This is a genomic window from Brevibacillus sp. JNUCC-41, assembly GCF_014844095.1.
Lineage (GTDB): Bacteria > Bacillota > Bacilli > Bacillales > DSM-1321 > Peribacillus > Peribacillus aracenensis.
Genome location: NZ_CP062163.1, coordinates 2,745,031 through 2,768,370, shown reverse-complemented (window position 1 = coordinate 2,768,370; position 23,340 = coordinate 2,745,031). Strand labels below are relative to the sequence as shown.

The 23,340-nt window shown below is 39.5% G+C and carries 22 protein-coding genes; 8 read left to right on the top strand and 14 right to left on the bottom strand.

Annotated elements, in window-relative coordinates; all coding sequences use genetic code 11:
* Positions 1-7 precede the first annotated feature (7 nt).
* Complete coding sequence (locus JNUCC41_RS13480) at positions 8-190, top strand: hypothetical protein (protein WP_192203442.1); 183 nt, start codon at positions 8-10, stop codon at positions 188-190.
* A gap of 187 nt (positions 191-377) precedes the next feature.
* A complete protein-coding gene (locus tag JNUCC41_RS13475) occupies positions 378-551 on the top strand; it encodes a hypothetical protein (RefSeq protein ID WP_192203441.1) in 174 nt (57 codons plus the stop codon).
* Positions 552-840: 289 nt separating this feature from the next.
* On the opposite strand, the gene JNUCC41_RS13470 is transcribed toward JNUCC41_RS13475, so the two are convergent.
* A complete protein-coding gene (locus JNUCC41_RS13470) occupies positions 841-1,293 on the bottom strand; it encodes a dihydrofolate reductase family protein (RefSeq protein WP_192203440.1) in 453 nt (150 codons plus the stop codon).
* A 596-nt stretch (positions 1,294-1,889) separates the two neighbouring features.
* Between JNUCC41_RS13470 and JNUCC41_RS13465 the strand changes: the two genes are divergently transcribed.
* Positions 1,890-2,567 carry a FadR/GntR family transcriptional regulator gene (locus JNUCC41_RS13465; protein WP_192203439.1) on the top strand — a complete coding sequence of 226 codons (678 nt, stop codon included), beginning with the start codon at positions 1,890-1,892 and terminating at the stop codon, positions 2,565-2,567.
* Positions 2,568-2,581: 14 nt separating this feature from the next.
* Entirely contained in the window at positions 2,582-3,808 is a 1,227-nt protein-coding gene (locus tag JNUCC41_RS13460) for a CynX/NimT family MFS transporter (protein ID WP_192203438.1), read from the top strand.
* A 296-nt stretch (positions 3,809-4,104) separates the two neighbouring features.
* Here the strand turns inward: JNUCC41_RS13460 and yhbH are convergent, their stop codons facing one another.
* On the bottom strand, positions 4,105-5,274 hold the full coding sequence (gene yhbH / locus JNUCC41_RS13455) for a sporulation protein YhbH (RefSeq protein WP_192203437.1): 1,170 nt from the start codon (positions 5,272-5,274) through the stop codon (positions 4,105-4,107).
* A 508-nt stretch (positions 5,275-5,782) separates the two neighbouring features.
* On the bottom strand, positions 5,783-5,962 hold the full coding sequence (locus tag JNUCC41_RS13450) for a hypothetical protein (RefSeq protein ID WP_063235975.1): 180 nt from the start codon (positions 5,960-5,962) through the stop codon (positions 5,783-5,785).
* 118 nt (positions 5,963-6,080) lie between these two features.
* On the opposite strand from JNUCC41_RS13450, the gene JNUCC41_RS13445 reads away from it, so the two are divergent.
* Positions 6,081-6,290, top strand: coding sequence for a hypothetical protein (locus JNUCC41_RS13445; protein WP_063235974.1), 210 nt, complete (start codon positions 6,081-6,083; stop codon positions 6,288-6,290).
* A 209-nt stretch (positions 6,291-6,499) separates the two neighbouring features.
* On the opposite strand, the gene JNUCC41_RS13440 is transcribed toward JNUCC41_RS13445, so the two are convergent.
* The 3 genes from JNUCC41_RS13440 to JNUCC41_RS13430 form a co-directional block, all read right to left on the bottom strand.
* Positions 6,500-8,395 (bottom strand): PrkA family serine protein kinase, encoded by a 1,896-nt coding sequence (locus tag JNUCC41_RS13440; protein WP_192203436.1) that lies wholly within the window; start codon positions 8,393-8,395, stop codon positions 6,500-6,502.
* A gap of 512 nt (positions 8,396-8,907) precedes the next feature.
* On the bottom strand, positions 8,908-10,542 hold the full coding sequence (locus JNUCC41_RS13435) for a glutamate/serine transporter AimA (RefSeq protein ID WP_192203435.1): 1,635 nt from the start codon (positions 10,540-10,542) through the stop codon (positions 8,908-8,910).
* 166 nt (positions 10,543-10,708) lie between these two features.
* On the bottom strand, positions 10,709-11,698 hold the full coding sequence (locus tag JNUCC41_RS13430; protein WP_228467656.1) for a glutaminase: 990 nt from the start codon (positions 11,696-11,698) through the stop codon (positions 10,709-10,711).
* Positions 11,699-12,105: 407 nt separating this feature from the next.
* Between JNUCC41_RS13430 and JNUCC41_RS13425 the strand changes: the two genes are divergently transcribed.
* Both JNUCC41_RS13425 and JNUCC41_RS13420 read left to right on the top strand, forming a co-directional pair.
* A complete protein-coding gene (locus JNUCC41_RS13425) occupies positions 12,106-13,368 on the top strand; it encodes an ATP-binding protein (protein ID WP_192208158.1) in 1,263 nt (420 codons plus the stop codon).
* Positions 13,369-13,372: 4 nt separating this feature from the next.
* Positions 13,373-14,320 carry a response regulator gene (locus tag JNUCC41_RS13420; protein WP_192203434.1) on the top strand — a complete coding sequence of 316 codons (948 nt, stop codon included), beginning with the start codon at positions 13,373-13,375 and terminating at the stop codon, positions 14,318-14,320.
* Positions 14,321-14,398: 78 nt separating this feature from the next.
* Here JNUCC41_RS13420 and JNUCC41_RS13415 read toward each other — a convergent pair whose 3' ends face one another.
* The 7 genes from JNUCC41_RS13415 to JNUCC41_RS13385 all read right to left on the bottom strand — a co-directional run bounded on the left by JNUCC41_RS13415 (position 14,399) and on the right by JNUCC41_RS13385 (position 20,735).
* Positions 14,399-15,406 (bottom strand): FecCD family ABC transporter permease, encoded by a 1,008-nt coding sequence (locus JNUCC41_RS13415; RefSeq protein WP_192203433.1) that lies wholly within the window; start codon positions 15,404-15,406, stop codon positions 14,399-14,401.
* On the bottom strand, positions 15,403-16,413 hold the full coding sequence (locus JNUCC41_RS13410) for a FecCD family ABC transporter permease (RefSeq protein ID WP_141993803.1): 1,011 nt from the start codon (positions 16,411-16,413) through the stop codon (positions 15,403-15,405). Before JNUCC41_RS13410 ends, JNUCC41_RS13415 begins: the two co-directional genes overlap by 4 nt.
* Before the next feature lie 66 nt (positions 16,414-16,479).
* A complete protein-coding gene (locus JNUCC41_RS13405; protein ID WP_192203432.1) occupies positions 16,480-17,400 on the bottom strand; it encodes an iron-hydroxamate ABC transporter substrate-binding protein in 921 nt (306 codons plus the stop codon).
* Complete coding sequence (locus tag JNUCC41_RS13400; protein ID WP_192203431.1) at positions 17,351-18,199, bottom strand: ABC transporter ATP-binding protein; 849 nt, start codon at positions 18,197-18,199, stop codon at positions 17,351-17,353. The genes JNUCC41_RS13405 and JNUCC41_RS13400 overlap by 50 nt, the downstream gene beginning before the upstream one ends.
* 291 nt (positions 18,200-18,490) lie before the next feature.
* Entirely contained in the window at positions 18,491-19,240 is a 750-nt protein-coding gene (gene nfsA / locus JNUCC41_RS13395) for an oxygen-insensitive NADPH nitroreductase (RefSeq protein WP_192203430.1), read from the bottom strand.
* 81 nt (positions 19,241-19,321) lie between these two features.
* Positions 19,322-19,810, bottom strand: coding sequence for a tRNA (uridine(34)/cytosine(34)/5-carboxymethylaminomethyluridine(34)-2'-O)-methyltransferase TrmL (trmL, locus tag JNUCC41_RS13390; protein WP_192203429.1), 489 nt, complete (start codon positions 19,808-19,810; stop codon positions 19,322-19,324).
* 67 nt (positions 19,811-19,877) lie between these two features.
* Positions 19,878-20,735: an amidase domain-containing protein gene (locus tag JNUCC41_RS13385; protein ID WP_192203428.1), complete on the bottom strand. Its 858-nt coding sequence runs from the start codon at positions 20,733-20,735 to the stop codon at positions 19,878-19,880.
* A 272-nt stretch (positions 20,736-21,007) separates the two neighbouring features.
* Here JNUCC41_RS13385 and JNUCC41_RS13380 point away from each other — a divergent pair, with 272 nt between their 5' ends.
* A complete protein-coding gene (locus JNUCC41_RS13380; RefSeq protein WP_228467327.1) occupies positions 21,008-21,700 on the top strand; it encodes a DUF421 domain-containing protein in 693 nt (230 codons plus the stop codon).
* A gap of 473 nt (positions 21,701-22,173) precedes the next feature.
* On the opposite strand, the gene queG is transcribed toward JNUCC41_RS13380, so the two are convergent.
* The gene (gene queG / locus JNUCC41_RS13375) at positions 22,174-23,313 is read right to left on the bottom strand and encodes a tRNA epoxyqueuosine(34) reductase QueG (protein WP_192207977.1); all 1,140 of its coding nucleotides are present in this window, start codon (positions 23,311-23,313) and stop codon (positions 22,174-22,176) included.
* Positions 23,314-23,340 lie beyond the last annotated feature (27 nt).

Here is a 23,340-nt window from a genome sequence, read left to right as displayed (position 1 = left end):
AACTACATTGAGCCACGCTGATGATGTCTTCCGCACATCTCCAAAGGTTCCAAAAGGAAGGCTTATTTACGGACATACAAAGGAGTTCCAAACTGATACCATCGGCTTTCTGACCCGATTGGCCAAGGAATATGGGGAAGTCGCTAAATTCCGTTTACGACCATTCCAAAATGTTTATCACATTTTTTAATCCTGATTTAATAAAACAAATACTCGTAACAAAACAAAAATCCTTCGTCAAATCCAAGGACTTCGAACCTTGAGCATCCAATATTTGAAGTATTAAGAATGAGCTCAAATAAAAATAACGTTCATAATGGTTCGATTAACTCCTATAACTGGCTGGCCTATTTTTTATAGAAAGGAGGGATGAAAATATGTATATGTACCATTCACCACAGAAGGGAATCATCCACACTGAATTGCACTATTTAGGGATGGCCTCGCAGGTATATTCCGGTTATTTGGAATTTATAAGCGAAATTGAACCGATACAAGAAACAGAAAACCTACAGCCGGCCCCTCTTTTCTTTTTAGATGAGAACGGATAGCCTTGTTAGCTTTTCCTATATTAAAGAAAACCGGCCTTGAAAGTAACCGGTTCTTTTACCTGTCACAAACTATTTAATCTAAAAAATGCAAGTTATTATATACAACTATTTGCACCGAGTTTTTTCGGTGATTTTAGTATATTACAATAAAAAGGGCACAGTTATTTAAACTGTGCCCTTCCTTTTATTTATCTTTATTAACTTATTATACTAAAGCTCATCGTTAGTTATATAAACATCGATCGGTTTTCAGTAATAAATGTAGTTGAAAAGGGAAAGATGATCAAAACTATTTTTTTATATAATGAAGCATAGTAAGCTGACCTAATTTTTCTACTTTCGTTAATGTGTATTTTAGCGCAATATCATCTCCCACATAAAGGGAAATTCCTTTCCCTAAAATAATTGGTGCAATGGCTAGTTGGAATTCATCAATTAAATTTTCTTTAAAAAATTCACGAGCTAAGTTTCCTCCACCAATTAACCATATATCTTTACCAGGCTTTTGTTTTATCTTTTTAATGAAAGTTTTGACATCTTCATCAATAAATGAAGCATATTCATCAGAACCACTAACAGATTTAGAAAATACATAATTTTTATAATCAATATAAGGATAATTTATATCAAATCCACGAATGACATCATAAGTTCCTTTTCCCATAACGACAGTATCAATTCTTTCCAGAAGGGCATTGTAGCCTGAGTCTCCTTCTACTTCTGTTGATTCTAACCACTCCAATGTACCATCATCATTCGCAATATAGCCATCAATTGAAGTACCAATGTAAAAAATAATGTTACGCTATTTTTTCATCAACCAACTGATCCCCCTCGGAACATAAACTTATATTCCTTCAAATAAACCATCCTGTTCTTCCATTGATAATTCCTCTAGGCAAGATACCATTCCTAATAAGATTAAATCTCCACTAAATTTAATTCCTCCTTCTTTTGCTAACCTGTTTCGTTAGCAGAAGAAGAAAAAGGTATTCCATTGATAGAATTGAGCTTCTTTTTAAAGAAATCCCATTTATAAATTATATCTTCCCAAGAATACACCTTTTCGGCAATTTCTAAACGCTTATTGGATGGAAGAAATTTGAGACACGCCTGCAGAATTACTGGCTAGCCGAGACACTACAGGCGCTTGCTTTGATGAGGCTTGGCAGACAGTCGGCGGAAAGGGGGCTAATTTCTAAAATCAACTGCAACTTTTTTCTGAAGAATAAAAGGGAAACAAATTTGGATTTAAAATACTTCGTTTGCTCCATCTTCAATAAACATATGTTAAAATAACCAATGAACCAATCATCCTACAAATTTGAGGTGTGAATATTGACCATATCTAAAACAAATCGCTTATCACTTGTAGAACAAGTCGTTTCCCAAATCGAATCGTTAATCGAATCAGGTGAATGGAAAATTGGAAATCAAATCCCCCCTGAAATAGATTTGATCCAACAGTTCGATGTAAGCAGAAATACATTAAGAGAAGCTGTACGATCACTTGTTTATGCGGGCCTTTTAGTAACGAAACAAGGAAAAGGAACATTCGTAAGGTCATCAAGTGCCTTGGGGGCTGCTTTTGAAAGAAGGATCCAGCAGTCAAGTATATTAGAAACGTTAGAGGTCCGTCATGCCCTTGAAAGAGAGGGAGCTCAGTTAGCGGCATTAAGACGTAATCAAGAAGATATAGAACGATTGCGATATCATATATCAGCATGCAGTAAAGCTGCCAGGGCAATGGATATCAAGGCTTACGAAGAAGCTGATATCCAGTTACATAAATCGATTATGGCTTCATCACATAATGATTTATTGATTGATTTGTACGAACATATGGAACACCCCCTGCATGAATCCATCCACCAGATAGTGGAGATGAGTTCTGATGTGAACTTTCATTTGAACATTCATTGCAATCTTGTAGATGCCATCATCGAACAAGATGCGAACCGGGCAATCGAAACTGTGAATGAATACATTGCACAATTCAAAAAATCTTTAGAGTAAGTAAGGAGGAGAATATGGGCATTAACCAAGCAGCAAATCAACTAGAACAAACAAAAATGGATATTAAACCCAAGGTTGGACTACTCATCATCGGGATCATTCTTCTTGGGGCAAACCTGAGGGCTCCCTTAACATCTGTTGGCCCCCTTGTCACTTCGATCCGTGATAACCTGGGGATATCCAATACATTATCAGGTTCATTAACGACATTGCCTTTGCTTTCTTTCGCTTTATTATCACCATTTGCACCTAGGATAGCACGGCGTTTTGGAATGGAACTTACACTTTTCCTTTCCTTGATATTATTAACAATCGGGATCGGGGTACGCTCAGTTGGCGGAGTGCCAACATTGTTCATAGGGACCATTTTAATCGGGTTAGCCATTGCAATCGGCAATGTATTGTTACCCAGTCTGATCAAGCATAACTTTGCCAGGAATATCGGTTTGATGACAGGAACCTATGCTGTTTCCATGAATTTATGTGGCGCAATAGGTTCCGGGATCAGCATTCCCCTTGCTTCTTCATCGGGATTGGGATGGGCTGGTGCCCTTGGATGTTGGGGAATCTTATCCCTTATTACAGCTTTCTTATGGATGCCGCAATTAAGACGGCAATTCAAATCAGGTAAGGATGTGCAAACGGCACAAAAGGATAAAAAGATTAACTTATGGCGTTCTGGGTTAGCCTGGCAAATAACATTCTTCATGGGATTGCAATCGTTTATCTTCTATACAGTAATTACCTGGATGCCGGAAATCCTGGAGCAAAAAGGGCTGAACGCTGATGAGGCTGGTTGGATGCTATCCATCATGCAGCTTGCCGTCATTCCTATAACATTCCTTGTGCCAATTTTAGCTGGACGCCTACAAAGTCAGCGTCTGTTAGTGGTCCCGCCTGTCGTCTTCCTTATCACAGGGATATTCGGCATATTATATGGAAGCACTCTATTCATACCAGTATGCATGATATTGATTGGAATTGGGGTCGGAACCATATTCAGTTTATCCATGATGTTCTTTAGTCTTCGAACACAAAGCACCCATGAGGCGACGGAATTATCAGGAATGGCTCAATCATTCGGGTACCTCTTAGCTGCCATTGGACCTGTATTATTCGGATTGCTACATGACATTACACACAGCTGGACAGTTCCCTTATTGATGTTGGCCGCAATATCGGCACTTATTTTCATTGTTGGAATGCGTGCAGGAAATAATGAATATGTAACTACCCAATAAAACCAGTCATGAAATTTTGTAAAACAACCATACTAAATATAAGGGTATGGTTGTTTTTTGTCTTTCTTTGGTTCTGTTCAACTTTATAAATATTGTGAATATAAAACTTCAAACGGATGATATAAATAAAGGAGATTTGAAAAGGCCGTTTGAGCAACGGCCTTTTCATCTGGTCTTATCCGTCACCCTGACATTGCCAAAAGGAAGATTAGAAAAAAGACGTACAATGTGAATCGTACGCCTTTTTAACCTACAATTATTTTGATCTGAAAATTTCACTTACCACGTTTCCCTTTTTATGCATACTTCTTACTTTCCTCGTCTTTAAAAAAGCTCTTCATTGCGTGGAAAACGTCAGCCTTTTGCTTAAGGATATAGTATCTGAATTTTTCATTATCGATATTTTTATAAGCTGTCATCAATGTCGAGTGACGATTGTATTGATTGACTTCTCCATACCCGAACATATTGGAAACCTTCATGAGTTCTTCAACAAGCTTAACGCATCGGACGTTATCTGATGTTAGGTTATCACCATCGGAAAAGTGAAACGGATAGATATTAAACTTCATGGGGTCATATTTATGATCAATAAGTTCTAATGCTTTTCGGTATACGGACGAACAAATCGTACCGCCGCTTTCCCCTTTTGAAAAGAAATCCTCTTCCGGAACTACTTTCGCTTCTGTATGATGGGCAATGAACTCGATTTCCACCGTTTCATATTTTGTCCGCAAGAAACGGTTCATCCAAAAGAAAAAGCTTCGAGCCATATATTTTTCCCATAACCCCATACTTCCGGAAGTATCCATCATTGCCAGTACAACTGCTTTAGAATCAGGTTTCTGAATCTCATTCCAGGTTTTGAATTTAAAGTCTTCCTTATAAATAGGATGAAAACCCGGGTTCCCCGTTAAGGCGTTCCGTTTGAAAGCCGATATCATCGTTTTCTTTTTATCGATGTTTCCCATTAGGCCTGTCTTGCGGATATCGTTGAATTCGATGTGTTCAAGCGTGTGCTCCGCATGTTCTTTCCTCTGAAGATTAGGGAGTTCCAATTGACTGAACAGGGCTTCCTCCAATTCCATCATCGACACTTCGGCTTCATAATAATCCTCACCTGCCTTGTCACCCGCACCTTGGCCCTTACCGGCTCCTGCATCGGACGGTGAGCCATCCCTTGCGACCACATCCCCCACTTTACTGTCTCCATCGCCTTGCCCTACATGTTTGTTTTTATCATAGTTATAACGAATTTTGTATTCATCCAAGGAGCGAATGGGAATCTTGATAACATCCCGGCCATTGGACATTACGATGCTTTCTTCTGAAATTAGATCAGGCAAATTATTCTTGATCGCTTCCTGCACCTTTTCCTGATGACGTTGTTGATCATCAAAACCTTTCCGATGGAGGGACCAATTTTCCTGTGAGATAACATACTGTTGATTACTCTCTTCCGACATTCTCTTCCCCCCTTAAAAATGTTTGCACGCTTTTCATCATTCCTTCATATAATAAGTTAGTGTGGGAATGCCCACATCATTCCGGTTTTCCAATGAAAAATACAGTGCGAAAAAACGGATTAAAAGAAAAGTATTACTCTATCTTATGCAGCGATGCAGGATAATTTACAACAAAATTCAATAATGGACGTTTGCCTACGGACTAGACAAGTCCTGGCAAGGGCATTATGGGCCCTATAAGGTTGTTTTCTAAATGTTACTGTAAATAAGTATTTCAAGAAAAAGAACAGACTTGATGATTATCAGGTCTGTTCTTTTTTAAAGCAGGTTTTATTTGTCGGATTATAGGATAACTTAAAATATCTTTTTGACTTAGCCACGTAATTGATCTGCAAAACAGAAACCTCCAAGGACATCAAAAGCAATGAAATACAACAAAAAAGGTGCCCCAGTAGTTTTTCTGGACACCCCTTTTAAACAGATAGATTGATTCTGGATGTGATATTCGTCAATCTTTATCTTCCTCAATTTCATGTTGAACTGTACCTGGGCGTTTATCCCACTCTTTCAATTCTTCATTCGTCCTTTGATTTTCCATCTGCTTCCCCAGTTCTTTCATCTCTTCATAATCCTTGGCCATGGAGCTGTTTTCCGGAACATGTTCTTTTTTCAATTCCTCTTTACTCATTTAACATCACCCCTACTTATTGATACCCAATATTTCCAAATCCAAAACGTAACATATCTTATGGAAATATCGGGTATAGATAAAACATCATGAACAAATCTAAGGAGGTGCAGGAAGTATGCAAACAACTACACTTTATGTAAAGGAAGCAACGTCAGAAGGTCCGATTTTAAATCTGGAGTCCATACTTTTGAAAACGGAAGGTGTGGAACGTGCAATCATCGATGTTGATGATGGGGAAATTAAAATCGATCATAGCGAAGACAAGCTATCACCGAATCAACTTATTACACTGATTGAGCAGTATGGGTTGAATGTAACTAAATAGTAATCAAAAGCACCGGGCTCCACTTCATACCGTAGGGCCCGGTGCTTTGTTTGGCTCATTATTTCTCATTCCTTTTCGAAGGACCCTTTAACACTTTCAGAAGGTGCTGATTTCAATGTAATTCAGAGGAATTGATTGGATTTCCTCTCGCCTTCCGCAAAAGGGGATAAACCCCTGCCCGATATGGGGCAGGGGCAAAAAATTATGGATTACCGATTTAACAAGCTGCCCACATAGCGCAGCAAATCATTGGCTGAAGTCGAATTATATCCGTGCTCATCGATAAGTCTCGTGATGACCTCGTTCACTTTCTTCAGTTGCCTTTCGTCTGGTGTCTTAGTTGAGGTAGTGATCTTGACGACATCCTTCAAATCCGCAAATAGTTTTTTCTGGATCGCTTCCCGTAAACGATCATGGGAATTATAATCGAATCTCTTCCCTTTACGCGCATATGCAGAAATGCGAATCAATATTTCTTCGCGGAATGCTTTTTTCGCATTCTCGGATATTCCAATTTGCTCTTCTATCGAGCGCATCAATTTTTCATCAGGGTTAATTTCCTCCCCAGTCAATGGATCGCGCAGCCTTGATTTATTGCAGTATGCTTCGACATTATCAAGATAGTTATCCATGAGGATCTTCGCCGACTCTTCGTACGAATAAACAAATGCCTTTTGCACTTCATTTTTTGCAATGGCATCGTATTCTTTACGAGCCAGTGAAATGAAATTCAAATACCTCTCCCGAAGTTCGTTCGTAATGGACGGATGCTGGTCAAGACCTGCCTTTAATGACATAAGTACATCCAATGCATTAATGGACGGATTTTCCTTCCGAATGATCGTAGAGGAAATTCGGTTAATCACGTAACGCGGATCGATTCCGCTCATGCCTTCATCCTGGTATTCTTTTTTCAATTCATTGATGTCTGCGGAATTAAATCCTTCGACATTTTCCCCATCATAAAGCCTCATCTTTTTCACTAAATCGATATCGCCCTTTTTGGGATCCTTCAAGCGGGTCATGATGCTGAAGATTGCCGCCACCCTTAATGTATGCGGGGCTATATGAACATCCGAGACATCACTTTCACGGATCATTTTTTCATAAATCTTTTCTTCCTCGGTAACCTTAAGATTATATGGAATAGGCATGACAATGATACGGGAATGCAATGCTTCATTTTTCTTGTTGGAAATGAACGCTTTATACTCCGTTTCATTCGTATGAGCCACAATGAGTTCATCTGCACTGATTAATGCAAAACGGCCAGCTTTAAAATTCCCCTCTTGTGTCAATGATAGCAAATGCCATAAGAACTTCTCATCACATTTCAGCATCTCCTGGAACTCCATCATCCCGCGGTTCGCCTTGTTCAGCTCACCATCAAAGCGATAGGCACGCGGATCTGATTCCGATCCGTATTCGGCAATGGTCGAAAAATCGATGCTGCCCGTCAAATCAGCAATATCCTGTGACTTAGGGTCTGAAGGACTGAATGTTCCAATTCCAACACGCTTATCCTCTGAAAGGAAAATACGCTCGACCATCACATCTTCAATCCTGCTTCCATACTCCTGTTCTAACCTCATTACATTCAGCGGCGATAGGTTTCCTTCAATCCGGATGCCATATTCTTCAAAAAAATCATTCCGTAAATACTGCGGAATGAGATGCAGTGGATCTTCATGCATCGGGCATCCTTTTATTGCATAAATCGCGCCAGAGTCTTTTAATGAATAATTTTCAAGTCCACGCTTCAGTAAAGAAACGAGTGTGGACTTCCCACCTGACACAGGACCCATGAGAAGCAATATCCGCTTACGGACATCGAGCCGCTTTGCCGCTGGATGGAAATATTCTTCGATGAGCCTTTCCAGTGAATCCTCTAGTCCAAACAACTGACCGCTGAAAAAATTGTATTTCTTTGTCCCATTTACTTCCTCTATCCCTGCATCTCTGATCATGTTGTATACACGTGAATGAGCAGATTGAGCAACTAAAGGCGTTTCTTTCAATATTTCTAAGTACTCTGCGAAGGTGCCTTCCCACTTCAGCTTCTGTTCATCTTCTCTAAATTTTTCGATTTTCTTTAAAATATCCATTAAGGAACCTCCCCCTGTCACTTTCAGAGAATACTTAAATCTATGCTCCAAGTCTGACAAACATGTCAGACTTTAAAAAGTGGCCGGGCAATGTTTCGAATCCCCCTTGACTCTCCATGTATCGAAAAAGGCTTAATCATTGAGAATTGATGATTAATATGCTGACAAGAAAATTTGTGTGCACTCCTGCTAAAAATTAGGGTATACTAAGCCTATACTTAAGTGGGACATTATGGGTAAAGGGAGGTCATAACATGGGCACAGTTGTTATCGTTGGAGTTGCTATTACATTTTTAGCTGCTATCTTCACTGCCGGATATGAAGATAAACCAGGTGTGAAATAAAAGAATAACAGCCTTTTCTTACATTCCAAAAAGGGGGACGGCAAATTAAATTTGCCGTCCCCCTTTTTTGTGTCCTCATCAATATAAATAGAAATAAGCACTTTCGATGTCATTCTACGAATGTAATAGCTTATTGGAACATGCTAACCAATGAAGTGGTTTCATCATTTATACAGCGTTCATTTTATCAGTTTGGGATGCAACGTCGTTCTCCATCGATCTCAAGTCTTCATTTACTTTTTGTCCTTGTTCCAAATATTCTGTTTGGAATCCACTCTTTATTGCCCAACTATAAAACCCTAAGGCTAAACATGTAATGATGACCATATCCCAACCAAATGGGATTATGTTCAGTCCTCCAAACTTTTCACTGCCTAAGTATGAAACGGTCATCATACAGAGTAAGTAAACAACCATCCAAAGCCCAGCTGAAAAGTTTTGACGGAATCCCTTCCATTTCATTTTTGATTGATAATAGAAATAAATGGGAAGACCAATCATAATGATAAATAATACTTGTCCTGTCAGCGGCCATCTTGCCCAATATAGAACCAAGGAAGCGAAAACAAAACCAAGTGGTGCGATGATGCTTAATCCTTTTAGACGTAATGGTCTGTACAAATTCTGACCTGTGCGCCTTAATGTCATAACTGTGACTGGACCTGTAATATAAGAAACTAATGTCGCAACCGAAATAACCTCTGCCAAAACGCCCCAGCCCCTAAACATGAATAAAAATAAGAAAGATACCCCTAAATTCAAAAACATGGCTTGACGAGGAATTCCATAAAGTGGATGCAGTTTTCCAAAAACGCTTGGCAAATATTTATTCTTTTCCATTCCATAAAGCATTCGTGACGTTGTCGCCGTGTAAGTTATTCCTGTCCCGGATGGAGAAATAAATGCATCGACATATAGTAAAATAACTAACCAGTTTATGCCTAGAACAATTGCTAAGTCAGCAAACGGTGAATTGAAATTCAAATGTTGCCATCCGTTCACGATCATGGACGGATCCACGGCTCCTATAAACGCAACCTGTAATAAAACGTAGATGACCGTTGCAATTAAAATGGATCCAATTACGGCAATTGGGATCGAACGTCCAGGATTCTTTGCCTCACCTGCCATATTAATTGGACTTTGAAAACCGTTAAATGCAAAGATGATACCAGAAGTTGCTACAGCTGTAAGTACACTTGCCCAACCATTTGGAGCGATACTTCCTGCAGAGGTAAAATTGGATCCATGAAACCCTGCAAATAAAAGTGACCCAATCGTAAGTCCAGGTATAATAACCTTAAAGACTGTAATGAATGAATTAGCTTTCGAAAACAAACTAACTGTCCAGTAATTTAATAAAAAGTACACGATCAGTAAGGCAGAAGCAATTGCCAGGCCTCCCCCAGTAAGACTTCCGTTTTCTACTAATCGATGAGTCCACCGTGCCCATTCCCATGGCCATGAGCTCATATATTGAACAGAAGCGATCGCTTCAACTGGAATTACGGAAACGATTGCAATCCAGTTTGCCCAACCTGCAAGAAACCCTAAAAAAGAACCATGAGAGTATTGCGTATATTTTACCATTCCCCCAGCTTCAGGAAACATAGACCCTAATTCACTGTAAGAAAGTGCGATAAATAAAATAACGACCATCCCGATAATCCAAGAGATAATGGCAGCGGGTCCTGCGATTTGCGCCGCTCTCCAAGCACCGAATAACCAACCTGAGCCAATAATAGACCCGAGTCCTACCATCGTTAACGAAAACGTTCCCATCTTTCGCTGCAAATTATTCATATGTTCATCACCATGCTTTCCAAAATTATTCCTTTATAATAAGGTCCTTAAAGTAATTGGATTTATGATTGGTCTCAAGTACATTCAACTGAATCTTAAAGTAATTGCTGAATTACATAACCACTTGTTAAAGATTGCTTTTTTATAAGAATGAATTTCCCTGCTTTTAGAAAATGCTTAGATCCCATTCCTGTGCCATTTGTTTCAATAACATACTACCTGTTACACTATTCCCATATTCATCAATGGCAGGTCCATATATGCCAATGCCACATCCATCTTGAAAAGGCATTCCGCTTCGGGCACTTGGAGGAACTAGTGCCATAATCCCGCCAGATACTCCACTTTTGGCTGGCACCCCAACAAAAGCCGCAAATTTCCCCGAAGCATTGTACATACCACAAGTAAGCATTAATGCTTTGGCCAGCTTAGCCACTTTTTTAGGGAGTACTTGTTCTTTACGAATAGGATGGTATCCATCTTGTGCAAGAATCAGTCCAAGCAAGGCTATGTCTTCTGTGGTTACTTCTATGGAACATTGCTTGAGGTAGACCTCTAAAGCTTCCTCTACATCCGACTCTAAATAATTCATCTCTTTTAAATAGTGGGCTAAAGCTCTATTTCTATGGGAAGTTTGCCACTCAGATTGATATACTTCCTCATTGATGGTTGGGCGCTTCCCTAACAAATTTTCAAATAATGCATAGAGAAATTCCAATTTTTTTCGTGATGAATCCCCTGGGAGAAGCGATGCTATGGTAATCGCTCCTGCATTTATCATAGGATTAAATGGCTTTCCCGGCTTATTCATTTCTAAACGAATAATTGAATTGAAAGCATCCCCGGTTGGTTCCACATCGACCCTCTCTAGCACATAAGAAATGCCGCACCCCAAGCATGCGGCTATAAAGCTGAGCACTTTTGAAATACTTTGCAGCGTGAAGGGGACTTCCCAATCCCCTGTCTTGATCATTGTTCCACCAGGCTCCAATATGCAAATGCCCAATTGCGGTAAATGTGCATTTCTCAATGCCGGTATATAATTGGCGGTTTGCCCTTCAGTAGCAAAGGATCTGTAATGTGCTACCCATTCATCTAAGTCGGCTATTCTTTGACTATTAACATGAATGTCATACTCTTTTGACAATTCTTCAATCACATTCTTCCACCTCTTCAGTTGTTGTATCATTTTTTTGAATATGAGCGTCTTTCCGAATGCCATCAAGCTTACTTGTAATAGATTCGATGAAAACACAATGAATATTCTAAATATTATTAAGCGCTTTCAAATATTTCTATCTACCGTTCATTTTAAATTGGGAACTACATAATCATACGAAAACCTACAAAATCAAAAAATAAAAAACCAAAAAAAACGTGTTTATTTCACATATAGAAAAAAGATTGGGATTACCATAATCGTAATAAGCCGTTCTATTCAGAAACAAAGTAAGCGTTGTATTGAAGCCGATGAAACTGTATACTGATTTTTTAAACAAATTGGGTGGTGACGACTTGAATCTCAGTACGTTAATGAAAAAAGAGGTCAATATCCTTGCTTTGATGTTGTTAACAGTGCCGTTAGCAGGCGAATTGAGTTTTTATCCTTTAAATGAAACGTTTCGGGTAAGCTTTGGTCCGCCTGTACTTTTCTTCTTTTTACTATTATTACAGAAAACACCTGCCATTTTTTCAGGCTTCCTGACAGGAACAATGGTTGTGGTATTTCGTATTCTAATAGACTTTTTCATGCTTGATAGTTTTTCCTGGTCTTCCTCTTTTCAAGTTCATTTTCCAAGTTTCTTTTTTTATTTCACCTACTCCTTTCTTTTTTATTTAGTGAAAATCAATCGCTTTCAAAACCGATCGTTGATAATTGGATTTATTGGTCTTATTATCGAAATATTGTCTGACTCAATAGAATTAATCTTTCAATATATTGTATTAGAAACAACAATTACGTTAGGTTCACTAAACGAGATGATCATGATCGCATTCGCCCACAGTTTTATCGTTTTAAGCTTTTTTAATATGATGAAACTATATGAAGCACAATCAAGGGAACGGCAAATCAGAAAACAAAATGAACATATGCTGATGCTCATTTCCAATTTATACGAGGAAACGATCCACTTAAAAAAAACATTAAAAAATGCAGAGAATATTACAAAGAAATCGTATGATTTGTATCGGGAATTAAAAGCATTGGAAAAACGGGAAAAACACTTTCATGTTCCTACAGAACCATATAGTCAAAAAGCATTGCGCATCGCGGGTGAAATGCATGAAGTCAAGAAAGATAATCAACGAATTTTTGCTGGTCTCTCCAAATTGATTTCCAATGAGAGCTTTAGGGATTATATGAATGCTGCTGAGCTTTTTCATTTAATCATCCGAATTAATGAAAAATATGCCTTATCATTAGGAAAGGATATTCAATTTGAATACTCATTAGATGGAAAAAACGATTCACATTATCATGTATATACCGTGTTATCCCTTTTCAATAATTTAGTCGCTAATGCAGTGGAAGCAATTAAAGAAAAGGGAATCGTACATTTAAGTTTGAGTGAAAGTCGCGACAATGTAGAATTCAGGGTTGCTGATACCGGACCTGGAATTCCTCAAAAATATCAGACTGTCATATTCAAACCTGGATTCACTTCAAAATATGATCATTTTGGGACACCTTCAACAGGGATTGGTCTCTCATATGTTAAAGAAGTCGTAAAAGAACTGGGAGGCGATATCCTGTTTGAGAATAGTTTTAACGGTGCCGTTTTTTCAATAAAATTACCCATTCATAAGTTGATCCAGAAGGGATGATTCCATGCGTTTTTTTATAACAGATGATGATTGTGCGATACGTTCAAACTTGAGCCAAATTATTGAGAGCGAAGATTTAGGAGAAGTGGTGGAGGAAGCCGAGGATGGAAGTCTATTAGAAGGACATATTTTGAATTTAAAACAAATCGATATACTATTTATTGATTTATTAATGCCGATCCGGGATGGCATTGAGACACTTCGTCATATAAAAAATACATTTAACGGGAAAATAATAATGATTTCGCAGGTTGAATCAAAGGATCTGATTGGTGAGGCATACTCACTTGGAATCGATTATTATATTACTAAACCAATCAATCGTATTGAAATATTAACAGTCATCCGAAAAGTCATGGAACGCATTCATTTAGAAAGATCGATCACAAATATCCAGGCCTCATTAAACAGTGTATTGAACTTTGAACAGCCAAAAGTTGATAAATCCAATCGTTATAATGAAAAAAGTATAAGAGAGGTGGGTGAGTTCCTTTTATCGGAATTAGGGATCGTTGGAGAAAAGGGTGCAAAAGATTTAATCGAAATGCTGCAATATTTATTTATGTATGAACGGACTTTTACTTTTGGAAGGCATTTCCCGACCCTTAAAGATATCTTTGTAGAAATCACCAAAAAAAAGCTCGGCACATCAGCTTTGCAGGTTGATATCAACCGGGAAATAAAAGCTGCCGAACAGCGAATACGCAGAACGATTAACCATTCGTTAAATCATTTTGCTTCGCTCGGTTTAACGGATTTTTCAAATCCGAAGTTTGAAAATTACGCTTCTAAATTTTTTGATTTCACAGTCGTTCGTCAAAAGATGAAAGAACTGCAAAATGATTCAACAATAGTCCTTACACCTACCCGGGTAAATACAAAAAAGTTTATTCAAGTGTTTTATTTCGAAGCGAAACGATTGAGTCCTGATGAAATAATTAGATATACATAATCCTGATTAAAACCAAAAACGGAAGCATTGAAAAGACATCAAATCCCCTGAAAAATTTCAGGGGATTTTTGCAAGATTTTATTTTTTCAACAATAAATACATGAAATAAGGAGCACCGATCAATGCAACCATGATACCTGCAGGAATCCCCTCTGGTTCAATTATATTACGGCCAATTGTATCGGCAAGCAACAATAGCCATCCGCCGAGTAAAATGGCAACCGGAATGAATAGTTGATTTCGAGGTCCTACCAAAGATTTTGCTATATGCGGGGACATAAGTCCAATGAATGCAATTCCGCCTGTAACAGAAACGGCAGCAGCGGCCAGTGCTACAGCCGTGATTAGCAATATGATCCGCTCCTTTTCAATCGAAACACCGACCCCAATTGCTACCGGTTCACTTAAACCAAGCAGATTCAAACGATTTGCTTTATATAAAGTGAATGGAATGAGGATAATTAACCATGGAAGAACTGCCCAAATGAAAGGCCAATCCGTTCCCCATATATTTCCCGCCAACCATTTTGCGATGAAATCGACTTTGGCTCGTTCCGCTGATGAAATGAGGACAATCATCAGGCCTGAAAGCGCCATTGAAAAACCAACCCCTATCAATACTAACCGAACGGGTTCAAGGCCGCTCCTTCTCTTAAATGAGAGGATATATATTAAGCAGGCCGTCAATAACGCGCCGATAAAACCGACAAGCGGAACCATATAAACAAACGATCCAGCGTCAAGCGGGAAAAACAGAAAGAAAGCGGCTATGGCAACACCGGCTCCTGAGTTGATCCCGATGATTCCAGGGTCGGCTAAATCATTACGTGTGATTCCTTGAAGGATGGCTCCCGACAGTGCAAGAGCCATGCCTGCTAAAATGGTAATGATGATTCGTGGTAATCGGACGGAAAATAATATGAATTCCTCTTTAAATGTCCCTTGCCCGAAAAGCGTTGGAATCAGTCTCCCTAAAGAAAGATTCGAATATCCCGAACACGTCCCTATAATGATTGTAATGATAATGAGTGCGGATAGTGCACCTACTATCCATCGCTGTTTTTTGACTAGAGCTGACTGGATCATGAAAATGCTTTACCTCCTTTACGCACGATTAGGAGGAAGAAAGGTAAACCTATCATCGCAACAATCGCTACCACAGGTGTTTCATATGGAGAATTGATTGTACGGCCGATCGTATCGGCAAGTAGCATGAAAGTGGCCCCTAAAATCGCAGACATAGGCAGGATGAATCGATAATCCGTACCCACGAAAGCCCGGACCATATGGGGGACCATTAACCCGATGAATACCATATTCCCAACAAGTGCAACGGCAGCGCCTGCCAGGAGAATGATGACTACGAAGAGAACCGCCTTTATTTGTGTGGTCTTTTGACCTAATCCTACCGCCACTTCTTCACTTAAGCTCAGTATGGTGAGCTGTCTGGAAAAGATAAGGGAGATAAGGATGCCTATTAAAATGAACGGGACGATTACACGAAGCTGGTCCCATGATGTTCCGATATTCCCGCCTGCAGTCCACATCGATACATCTTTTGATACTTTGAAATATAGGCCGACCCCTTGCGAAACGGCAAAAAGGAATGCAGAGACTGCAGCACCAGCCAATACGATCCGTAATGGAGAAAATCCTCCCTTTTTCATAGCACCGATCCCGAAAACCATGGTTGCCCCCACAGCAGAACCTATGAAACACGCAATCATGATTCCTAAATTATTGGCATTTGGAATAAATGCCAAAGTAATGGCGAGACCTGCATTGGCTCCTGCCGTCAATCCAAGCAACCCCGGATCAGCAAGTGGATTCCTAGTCATTCCCTGCATGATGGCACCGGAAACGGCAAGTGCTGCACCCACAAAGATTGCCCCCACTTCTCGAGGGAAACGGATTTCCCGAATGATTGAAAGCTTTTCACCAGCAGCATTTGATGTCAGTGCTTGCCAGACATCTTTTACGGTAACATCCGCAGCACCAAATGCCATTGAAATAATGAACATGCCTATGAATAGAGCGATCCCTATGATCAGTTTATATATAAATGGGATGAAACGTTGATTTTCATTAGTCATCTGTCTCTCTCATCTCTTTTTTATAGAATAAAAGGAGAGGAATTGGAATCCCTCTCCCTCGCTGTATTATTTTCCAAGAAAACTTTTGGAAAAGAAGTCTAATTGATATTCTAATGTTATTGGATCATTGAAGTAGAATTTTTTTGCATCAGCTTCATATAGTTGATTGTTTTTAACGGCAGGTATGTTTTTAAACGTATCTGTTTGCTGGAATGAATTGTCCTGATCTTTGTTATTGCTCAAAATCACATAATCACCGGCATAGTCTTTCAGGACTTCTAATGATAAGGCAAAGTAACCATCTTTCAATGCCGTTTCTTTTACCTTTTCCGGCATGCCCAATTTCATTTCTTGATAAAGGATTTCCGTTCCACGGCCCCAATTATCGCCGTATACATAGAACTGTTTGTCAAACTTTTCGAAAACGGAAACGGTAGCATCTTCTCCAATTTTAGCCTTAATTTCATCACCGGTTGTTTTTGCCCGTTTTTTGAAATCATCCACCCATGCTTGAGCTTCTTTTTCTTTATTCAAAAGTTTACCAATTTCTACATGTTGTGTTAAATAGTCCACTTTTCCGTATGTATACGTTACAGTTGGAGCAATTTCCTTTAATTTATCCACATTTTTAATCGTTGATAAACCAATGATTAAATCCGGATTCAACTCGATGATTTTTTCCAGGTTTTCGTCCGTTACTTCCTCGACATTTTTTAACTCTTTAAAGTTCGGGTTCATTTTAGACCACGAATCAACCCCTACAAGGTTAACATCCAATGCCATTACGTTACCTGCGAAAGATGATAGTACTAAAACACGCTGAGGATCTGCCGGAACTTCAACAGGACCATTTTCAGATTGATATGTGATGGTACCTGATTTTCCCTTTTTTGAAGCGGTGCTTTTTTCTTTTTCGGTTGACTCGTTACCACAAGCACTAATAATTAACACTAACAGCAGTATAAACGGGATCATTATCTTTTTCATTTGTTGTCAAATCTCCTTTTAATAAATTGTATGTGCTGCACATTGGTTTGTTCGTTCGTTGATCTCGCCCGATTACCGCATCAATATGGAATACTTCCTTAAGCACTTCATGAGTGATGACTTCTTCGCAATCACCCGCTTTCACTATTTCCCCGTCCTTTAAGGCAATGATATAGTCGGCAAAGCGAGCAGCCTGGTTTAAATCATGAAGAACCATGACGATTGTACGTCCCTGTTCTACATTCAGCTTCTGTAATAATTCTAGAACCTCCAGTTGATGCGCCATATCCAAATAAGTGGTCGGCTCATCAAGGAAAATGATTTCCGTTTCCTGGGCAAGGGCCATGGCAATCCAAACACGCTGGCGCTGACCTCCTGAAAGAGCATCCACCGGACGGAACTTAAAGTCTTTCGTTCCGGTCACTTCAAGTGCCCAATCAATCACATCATAGTCTTTTTGGGTCAGGCGCCCAAAACCTTTTTGATAGGGAAAACGCCCATATGATACGAGCTCCCCAACCGTCAATCCGCTTGCACTCTCGGGTGTCTGCGGAAGTATGGCCATTTTTCTTGCAAGGATCTTAGTGCTTTCTTTTGAAATATTCACTCCATCTAAAACAACCGAACCTGATTGATTTGGAATGATCCTGGTGATCGCTTTCAAAAGTGTGGATTTTCCACATCCATTTGAACCGATGATCGTTGTGATTTTTTTATCTGGAATTTCCACACTGAGATCTTTTACAATTAAACGTTCACCATAACCAATATTTAAATTCTCTGTATATAGGCGAACCATTTTTTAACCTCCATTTACTGAAAAATAGATAAGTAAAAACTCAAATGAAAATGATTATCATTATCCATTACCTAATTACTATAATTCTATCTATATATATTGTCAATGGTAATTTCATGGGCATATAAGAAGAAATTCTGCCGGGGTTTCTTGAGCCGAGCCGTATATAAATGAAAACGGTAAAGATCCCAGAAACATTTCCGGGATCTTTACCGCTTGGCCCATATTCAGGACTTTGAAAGATGTCATTTATGGGAAGGCAAGAATATTCCTAATAAGCAATTTCATCTATCAATGTTTCTTAAAACCTTGTTTTTCAACATAATCTTTCATGTACAACCTGCTTTTCTTTCCAAGCATTACAGCCATTTGACCGGTCCAGGTGTCTTTTCGTTTACCTTTAGTCCGTTGCTCGTAATAGCTCGAAATCGTTTCATTATACTCTTCAAGTTGTCCGATGAACTCTTGCTTATCCTCCTGATATCCATTTTCATGATAGATATTGGCCAGCGGCAAACGCGGCTTTTTATCCGAACGGTTTTTCGGATATCCGACCACTAAACCGAATAATGGTATAACGCGATGCGGTATATTCAAAATTGCTGACACTTCCGGGAGATTATTGCGGATCCCGCCTATATAGCAAATGCCAAGATCCATCGATTCTGCTGCCAATGCTGCATTTTGAGCCGCAAGAGCAGCATCGATACAGGCAACCATGAATTTCTCCGTACTTTCAATCGATTCGGACAGGTCCGTGTTTTCCATTTCGGAAACCCTATCCTGACGATATAAATCGGCGCAAAAGACGAATAGATGTCCATTCTTCTCTACATATGATTGTGGTCCGGCAAGTTCAGCAAGCTTGGCTTTCTTATCGGGATCGGTTACCCCTATGATTGAATACGCTTGGATATAGCTTGAAGTCGATGCCGCTTGGGCACATTCCACAATCGTATTGATTTGTTCCTCAGACAATAACTTGTCCTCAAAAGAACGAATGGAACGGTGATCTAAAATCTTCTCAATAATGTTATTCAATGCTCCCACCCCTTAAGAATATGTAAAATATCCATCATCGGGGCTCAAATGTCCCCGATGACAGTATGACATTGGTGAAACTCAACCTTTTGTTTTCAAATCCAATTCACGGTAATTTTGCTGTCTCAGTGCTTCATAAACCAAGATGGCAGCCGTGTTCGACAGATTAAGGGAACGTACTTTATCCGTCATCGGAATCCGCAGGCACCGATCCATATTTTCTTTGATCAATTCTTTCGGAAGACCCGTCGTTTCACGGCCAAAAATGAAGTATATTTCACTGTCTTGATCACTGTAATCGAAGCTGGAATGCGGCTGCTCTCCAAATTTCGTTAAGTAATAAAATTCACCGCCGGCATTTCTTTCATAAAACTCTTCTAACGAATCATAATAATGGATCTTTACATTTTCCCAATAATCGAGACCGGCCCGTTTAAGCTGTTTGTCATCCGTCGAGAAACCGAGCGGGCGGATGAGATGTAAAGACGTATCCGTCCCTGCACATGTTCTTGCGATATTTCCTGTATTTGCTGGAATCTGTGGTTGATATAAAACTACATGTATTGACACTTCATTTTCACCTCTAGTTTGAACTTCACCTTAATTATAGCATTAAACAAAAAAGACTAAAAACCAATCACCCTCCATCCAAAATCACAAAGAATTTATAAACGATGTTCGGTGTATACCTGGTCGAATCTTCATACGTCCAATATCGGTGACGGCTGTTCATCGTATGTGCATTCACAAGCGGCATCCCGTCCTGATCCTTCGCCGTAACAATCAAGTTATGATCAAACCGTCCGTCGCCTTCGAAATCTATGCAGAGGATATCACCCAAATTCAATTCCTTGGCCGACTCCACCCGCTTTGTCCTGATGACATTCCCGGCTTTAAGCAGATGATATAAGGAATGGGCCGTCGTCCATGTGTAACTCCAGCTTTTTCCCCTTATCCACCAGCCCTTATTTTTGTTTGGCGCCCCCCACATCGGTATTCCTCCCGCATGTAAACATTGTGAAATGAAATTCGTACAATCATCAGTGAATTTATGATAGGCCGGATTGAATTCATTCCACCAACGCTCGGCATATTGGACGGCCTTCATCCGATCATATTTATATGCGAGACGATCTGCGCCTGGATCACATTTTGGCGGTGCCTCTTCGGTTTCAAAGGTGGGAAAAAGCTCACGTTCATCCACTATATACCCATTTCGAAACCGGGCCTCCCTTTCTTCCATTTCTTCTTCTATATAAAATGAATCCTCCTGTTTCAATAAATATTGCAGATGCACATGATATGTCAGGACTGTATCATTATCTTCCTTTTTCCTCGAATGCACCTTCCCTGCCGCATTCACCCGAACAATTTCAGCAGCACGGTTCCTCATCATTTCCCTCTTCAAATGTAACTTCCTTTCACTCCGCTCCAAATCATCGGAAGTATAAAACTCCACTCTTTCTTGTAAAAGGCGTTGCAATTGTTCCCTCAAGTTCATGCCCTCCTTCTTACCATCTATGCTAATGTGTATGTGCGAAGGGGATTAAAATGCACCTGACGATTTCCCTCGCCTTTTGATTTTAAAGGGCAATCCAAACAACCCTTACATTCATAAATTTTAAAGTCACGTGTGAAGCCTTTCCGTATGGGTCGATTACAGTATGGCTTTTTTATGCTGAATTATAATCAAAGTAATATTGGGGAAATTATAAGAATGAATACACAATTTTCTAACTTGATTAGACCAGATTGGAGACGGAAATTTTGAGCATTATTGAAGTGTTAAGTAGGGTGGTCGCTGCTTTTGTGGTTTTACTATTGATTACTCGAATTATGGGAAAAAAACAAGTAAGTCAGTTGACTTACTTCAACTATATTACAGGTATCACTATCGGCGCGGTGGCTGCTTCCATCACAATTGATACAAGTATTGATATGGTTGACGCCTTCGTTAGTTTAATCGGTTGGTCCGTACTCACTATTCTTGTAAGCTTTATTAATTTAAAATCTCCAAAAACTCGTATAATACTTGACGGCGAACCTACAATTGTAATCAAAGATGGAAAAATCCTAGAGAAAGCTTTGAAAGGGGAAAAATTAAACATGGATGACCTTAGCATGCTATTGCGAGAACAAAGCATATTCTCCATGCAAGAGGTAAACTATGCCGTTTTAGAACCAAATGGTCAATTGTCTGTCTTAAAAAAAGTGGATAGCCAGAGTGTTTCCAAAAAGGATATTACTTATGTGAAACCATTATACATACCTACAGAAATTATTGTGGATGGAAAAATCATTCCTCATAATTTAAGTAAACTGAGTTTAAACCAAAACTGGTTGGAAACGCAATTACAGCAGTTTGGTGTATGCCTACAAGATGTATTTTATGCTGAAATACAAAGTGATGGCACTTTGTATATAGATAAAAGACAAGATGACCAGTTTCCTCCACGTTAAGAGGGATAGGGGGGACTCAAGTCATTTAAATTTGGACAGTCATGCTTCGAGAGCTAACGATTTGCTGATTATTAACAGCCCAATAATCTCTCTTTTTAGGTACCCACAGGTATATATATTTATATATATACAAATATCCCCACCATAGGAATAGCATAACAACTAGTTATTCAGAATGGAAAGTGTCCGAAATAAGCGGTGCTGCAGTTCACCTTAAGTATGAATTGGTAGATGCCGTAACAAATATACCCGTATAACAGCAATCTTATTATGGGGATGTAAGTTCTGCTGATAATCGATACTGGTTTTATCTTCTGTTCAATAATGTATTTACTACAAAAGACTACTACTTAGAATATAAAATGACAGCTATCCGGTTACCTTCAGTGGTAATGTCCATAACTAGAAAAAAGAGAAAGAAGCTGCCCCAAAAGTCATTTACGTCTTATGGGACAGCCTCTACATCTTAAATATCATTTTGTTTCCAAGGTAAACTGCAGTCCTTTCTCAATTTCCGCCAGTACCTCTTCATCCGTTTCCTTCATTCTTGCTTCCTCCAGAATGGAAACGGCCTGCTCCCGGCCAATTTTCCCAACTGCCCAAGCCGCAGTTCCTCGTATTACAGGCCTTGGATCTTCCTTCATGACCTGTATCAATTGGGGTAATGCCGTTTCATCTTTGAAGTGGGCCAGTGCTAAAATGGCATTTCGTTGGATTGGCTTTTTACCACGCCAAGAGCCAGATACATGGCCGTATTTCTCTTTAAAGTCCCGATTTGAAATCGTAAGCAGTGGTTTCAACAGCGGTTTCGCCAGCTCGGGGTCGGGTTCCATCTCTTCATGGAAATGAAAATCCATTCCTTTGTTTTTCGGACAAACTGTCTGGCATGTATCACAACCATACAAACGATTGCCTATTTTCGTCCTGAACTCATCCGGAAGGAAACCTTTTGTCTGGGTTAAGAATGCAATGCAACGCTTGGAATTTAGCTGCCCGCCCTGAACAAGCGCACCAGTCGGGCAAACATCGACACATTTATTGCATGTCCCGCATTGATCTTCCATCGGTTGATCAGGTTCAAATGGCAGGTTTGTAATCATGTCCCCCAAATATACATAAGACCCGAATTCCGGAGTGATGATCATACTGTTTTTTCCACTCCAGCCAATTCCCGCACGCTCAGCCACTGCCCTATCTGATAATTCACCCGTATCAACCATGGATTTCGTCAATGCCCCTGGCACTTTATCTTTAATGAAATTCTCAAGTAACTGCAATCTATTTCGAAGAACGGTATGATAATCCGTTCCCCAAGAAGCCCTGCAAAAGATCCCGCGTCGCTCACTTTTTGTACTTTGCGGAGCATCCTTCAATTTCGAAGGATAAGCAAGCGCAATCGAAATGATGGATTGCGGTTTATCGAATATCAATTCAGGGCTTACCCTCTTTTCTATATCGGTTTCTTCAAACCCTGACTGATAATCCAGCTTCTGTTGACGTATCAGCCTACCTTTCAATTCGGTAAAAGCCGTGGCTGATGTAAAGCCGATTTTATCAATGCCGATTTCCTTACTATATAAAATAACTTCTTGCTTGAATAAGTTCATATCCATACTAATCACCTACTTCATTCAGTATTC

What these genes read in the sequence shown, in the direction of transcription:
- JNUCC41_RS13475 (WP_192203441.1), top strand. Translation starts at nt 378, where the DNA reads ATGTATATGTACCATTCACCACAGAAGGGAATCATCCACACTGAATTG.
- JNUCC41_RS13460 (WP_192203438.1), top strand. Translation starts at nt 2,582, where the DNA reads ATGGGCATTAACCAAGCAGCAAATCAACTAGAACAAACAAAAATGGAT.
- yhbH (WP_192203437.1), bottom strand. Translation starts at nt 5,274, where the DNA reads ATGTCGGAAGAGAGTAATCAACAGTATGTTATCTCACAGGAAAATTGG.
- JNUCC41_RS13450 (WP_063235975.1), bottom strand. Translation starts at nt 5,962, where the DNA reads ATGAGTAAAGAGGAATTGAAAAAAGAACATGTTCCGGAAAACAGCTCC.
- JNUCC41_RS13445 (WP_063235974.1), top strand. Translation starts at nt 6,081, where the DNA reads ATGCAAACAACTACACTTTATGTAAAGGAAGCAACGTCAGAAGGTCCG.
- JNUCC41_RS13440 (WP_192203436.1), bottom strand. Translation starts at nt 8,395, where the DNA reads ATGGATATTTTAAAGAAAATCGAAAAATTTAGAGAAGATGAACAGAAG.
- JNUCC41_RS13435 (WP_192203435.1), bottom strand. Translation starts at nt 10,542, where the DNA reads ATGAATAATTTGCAGCGAAAGATGGGAACGTTTTCGTTAACGATGGTA.
- JNUCC41_RS13425 (WP_192208158.1), top strand. Translation starts at nt 12,106, where the DNA reads ATGTTGTTAACAGTGCCGTTAGCAGGCGAATTGAGTTTTTATCCTTTA.
- JNUCC41_RS13420 (WP_192203434.1), top strand. Translation starts at nt 13,373, where the DNA reads ATGCGTTTTTTTATAACAGATGATGATTGTGCGATACGTTCAAACTTG.
- JNUCC41_RS13415 (WP_192203433.1), bottom strand. Translation starts at nt 15,406, where the DNA reads ATGATCCAGTCAGCTCTAGTCAAAAAACAGCGATGGATAGTAGGTGCA.
- JNUCC41_RS13410 (WP_141993803.1), bottom strand. Translation starts at nt 16,413, where the DNA reads ATGACTAATGAAAATCAACGTTTCATCCCATTTATATATAAACTGATC.
- JNUCC41_RS13405 (WP_192203432.1), bottom strand. Translation starts at nt 17,400, where the DNA reads ATGAAAAAGATAATGATCCCGTTTATACTGCTGTTAGTGTTAATTATT.
- JNUCC41_RS13400 (WP_192203431.1), bottom strand. Translation starts at nt 18,199, where the DNA reads ATGGTTCGCCTATATACAGAGAATTTAAATATTGGTTATGGTGAACGT.
- queG (WP_192207977.1), bottom strand. Translation starts at nt 23,313, where the DNA reads ATGGATATGAACTTATTCAAGCAAGAAGTTATTTTATATAGTAAGGAA.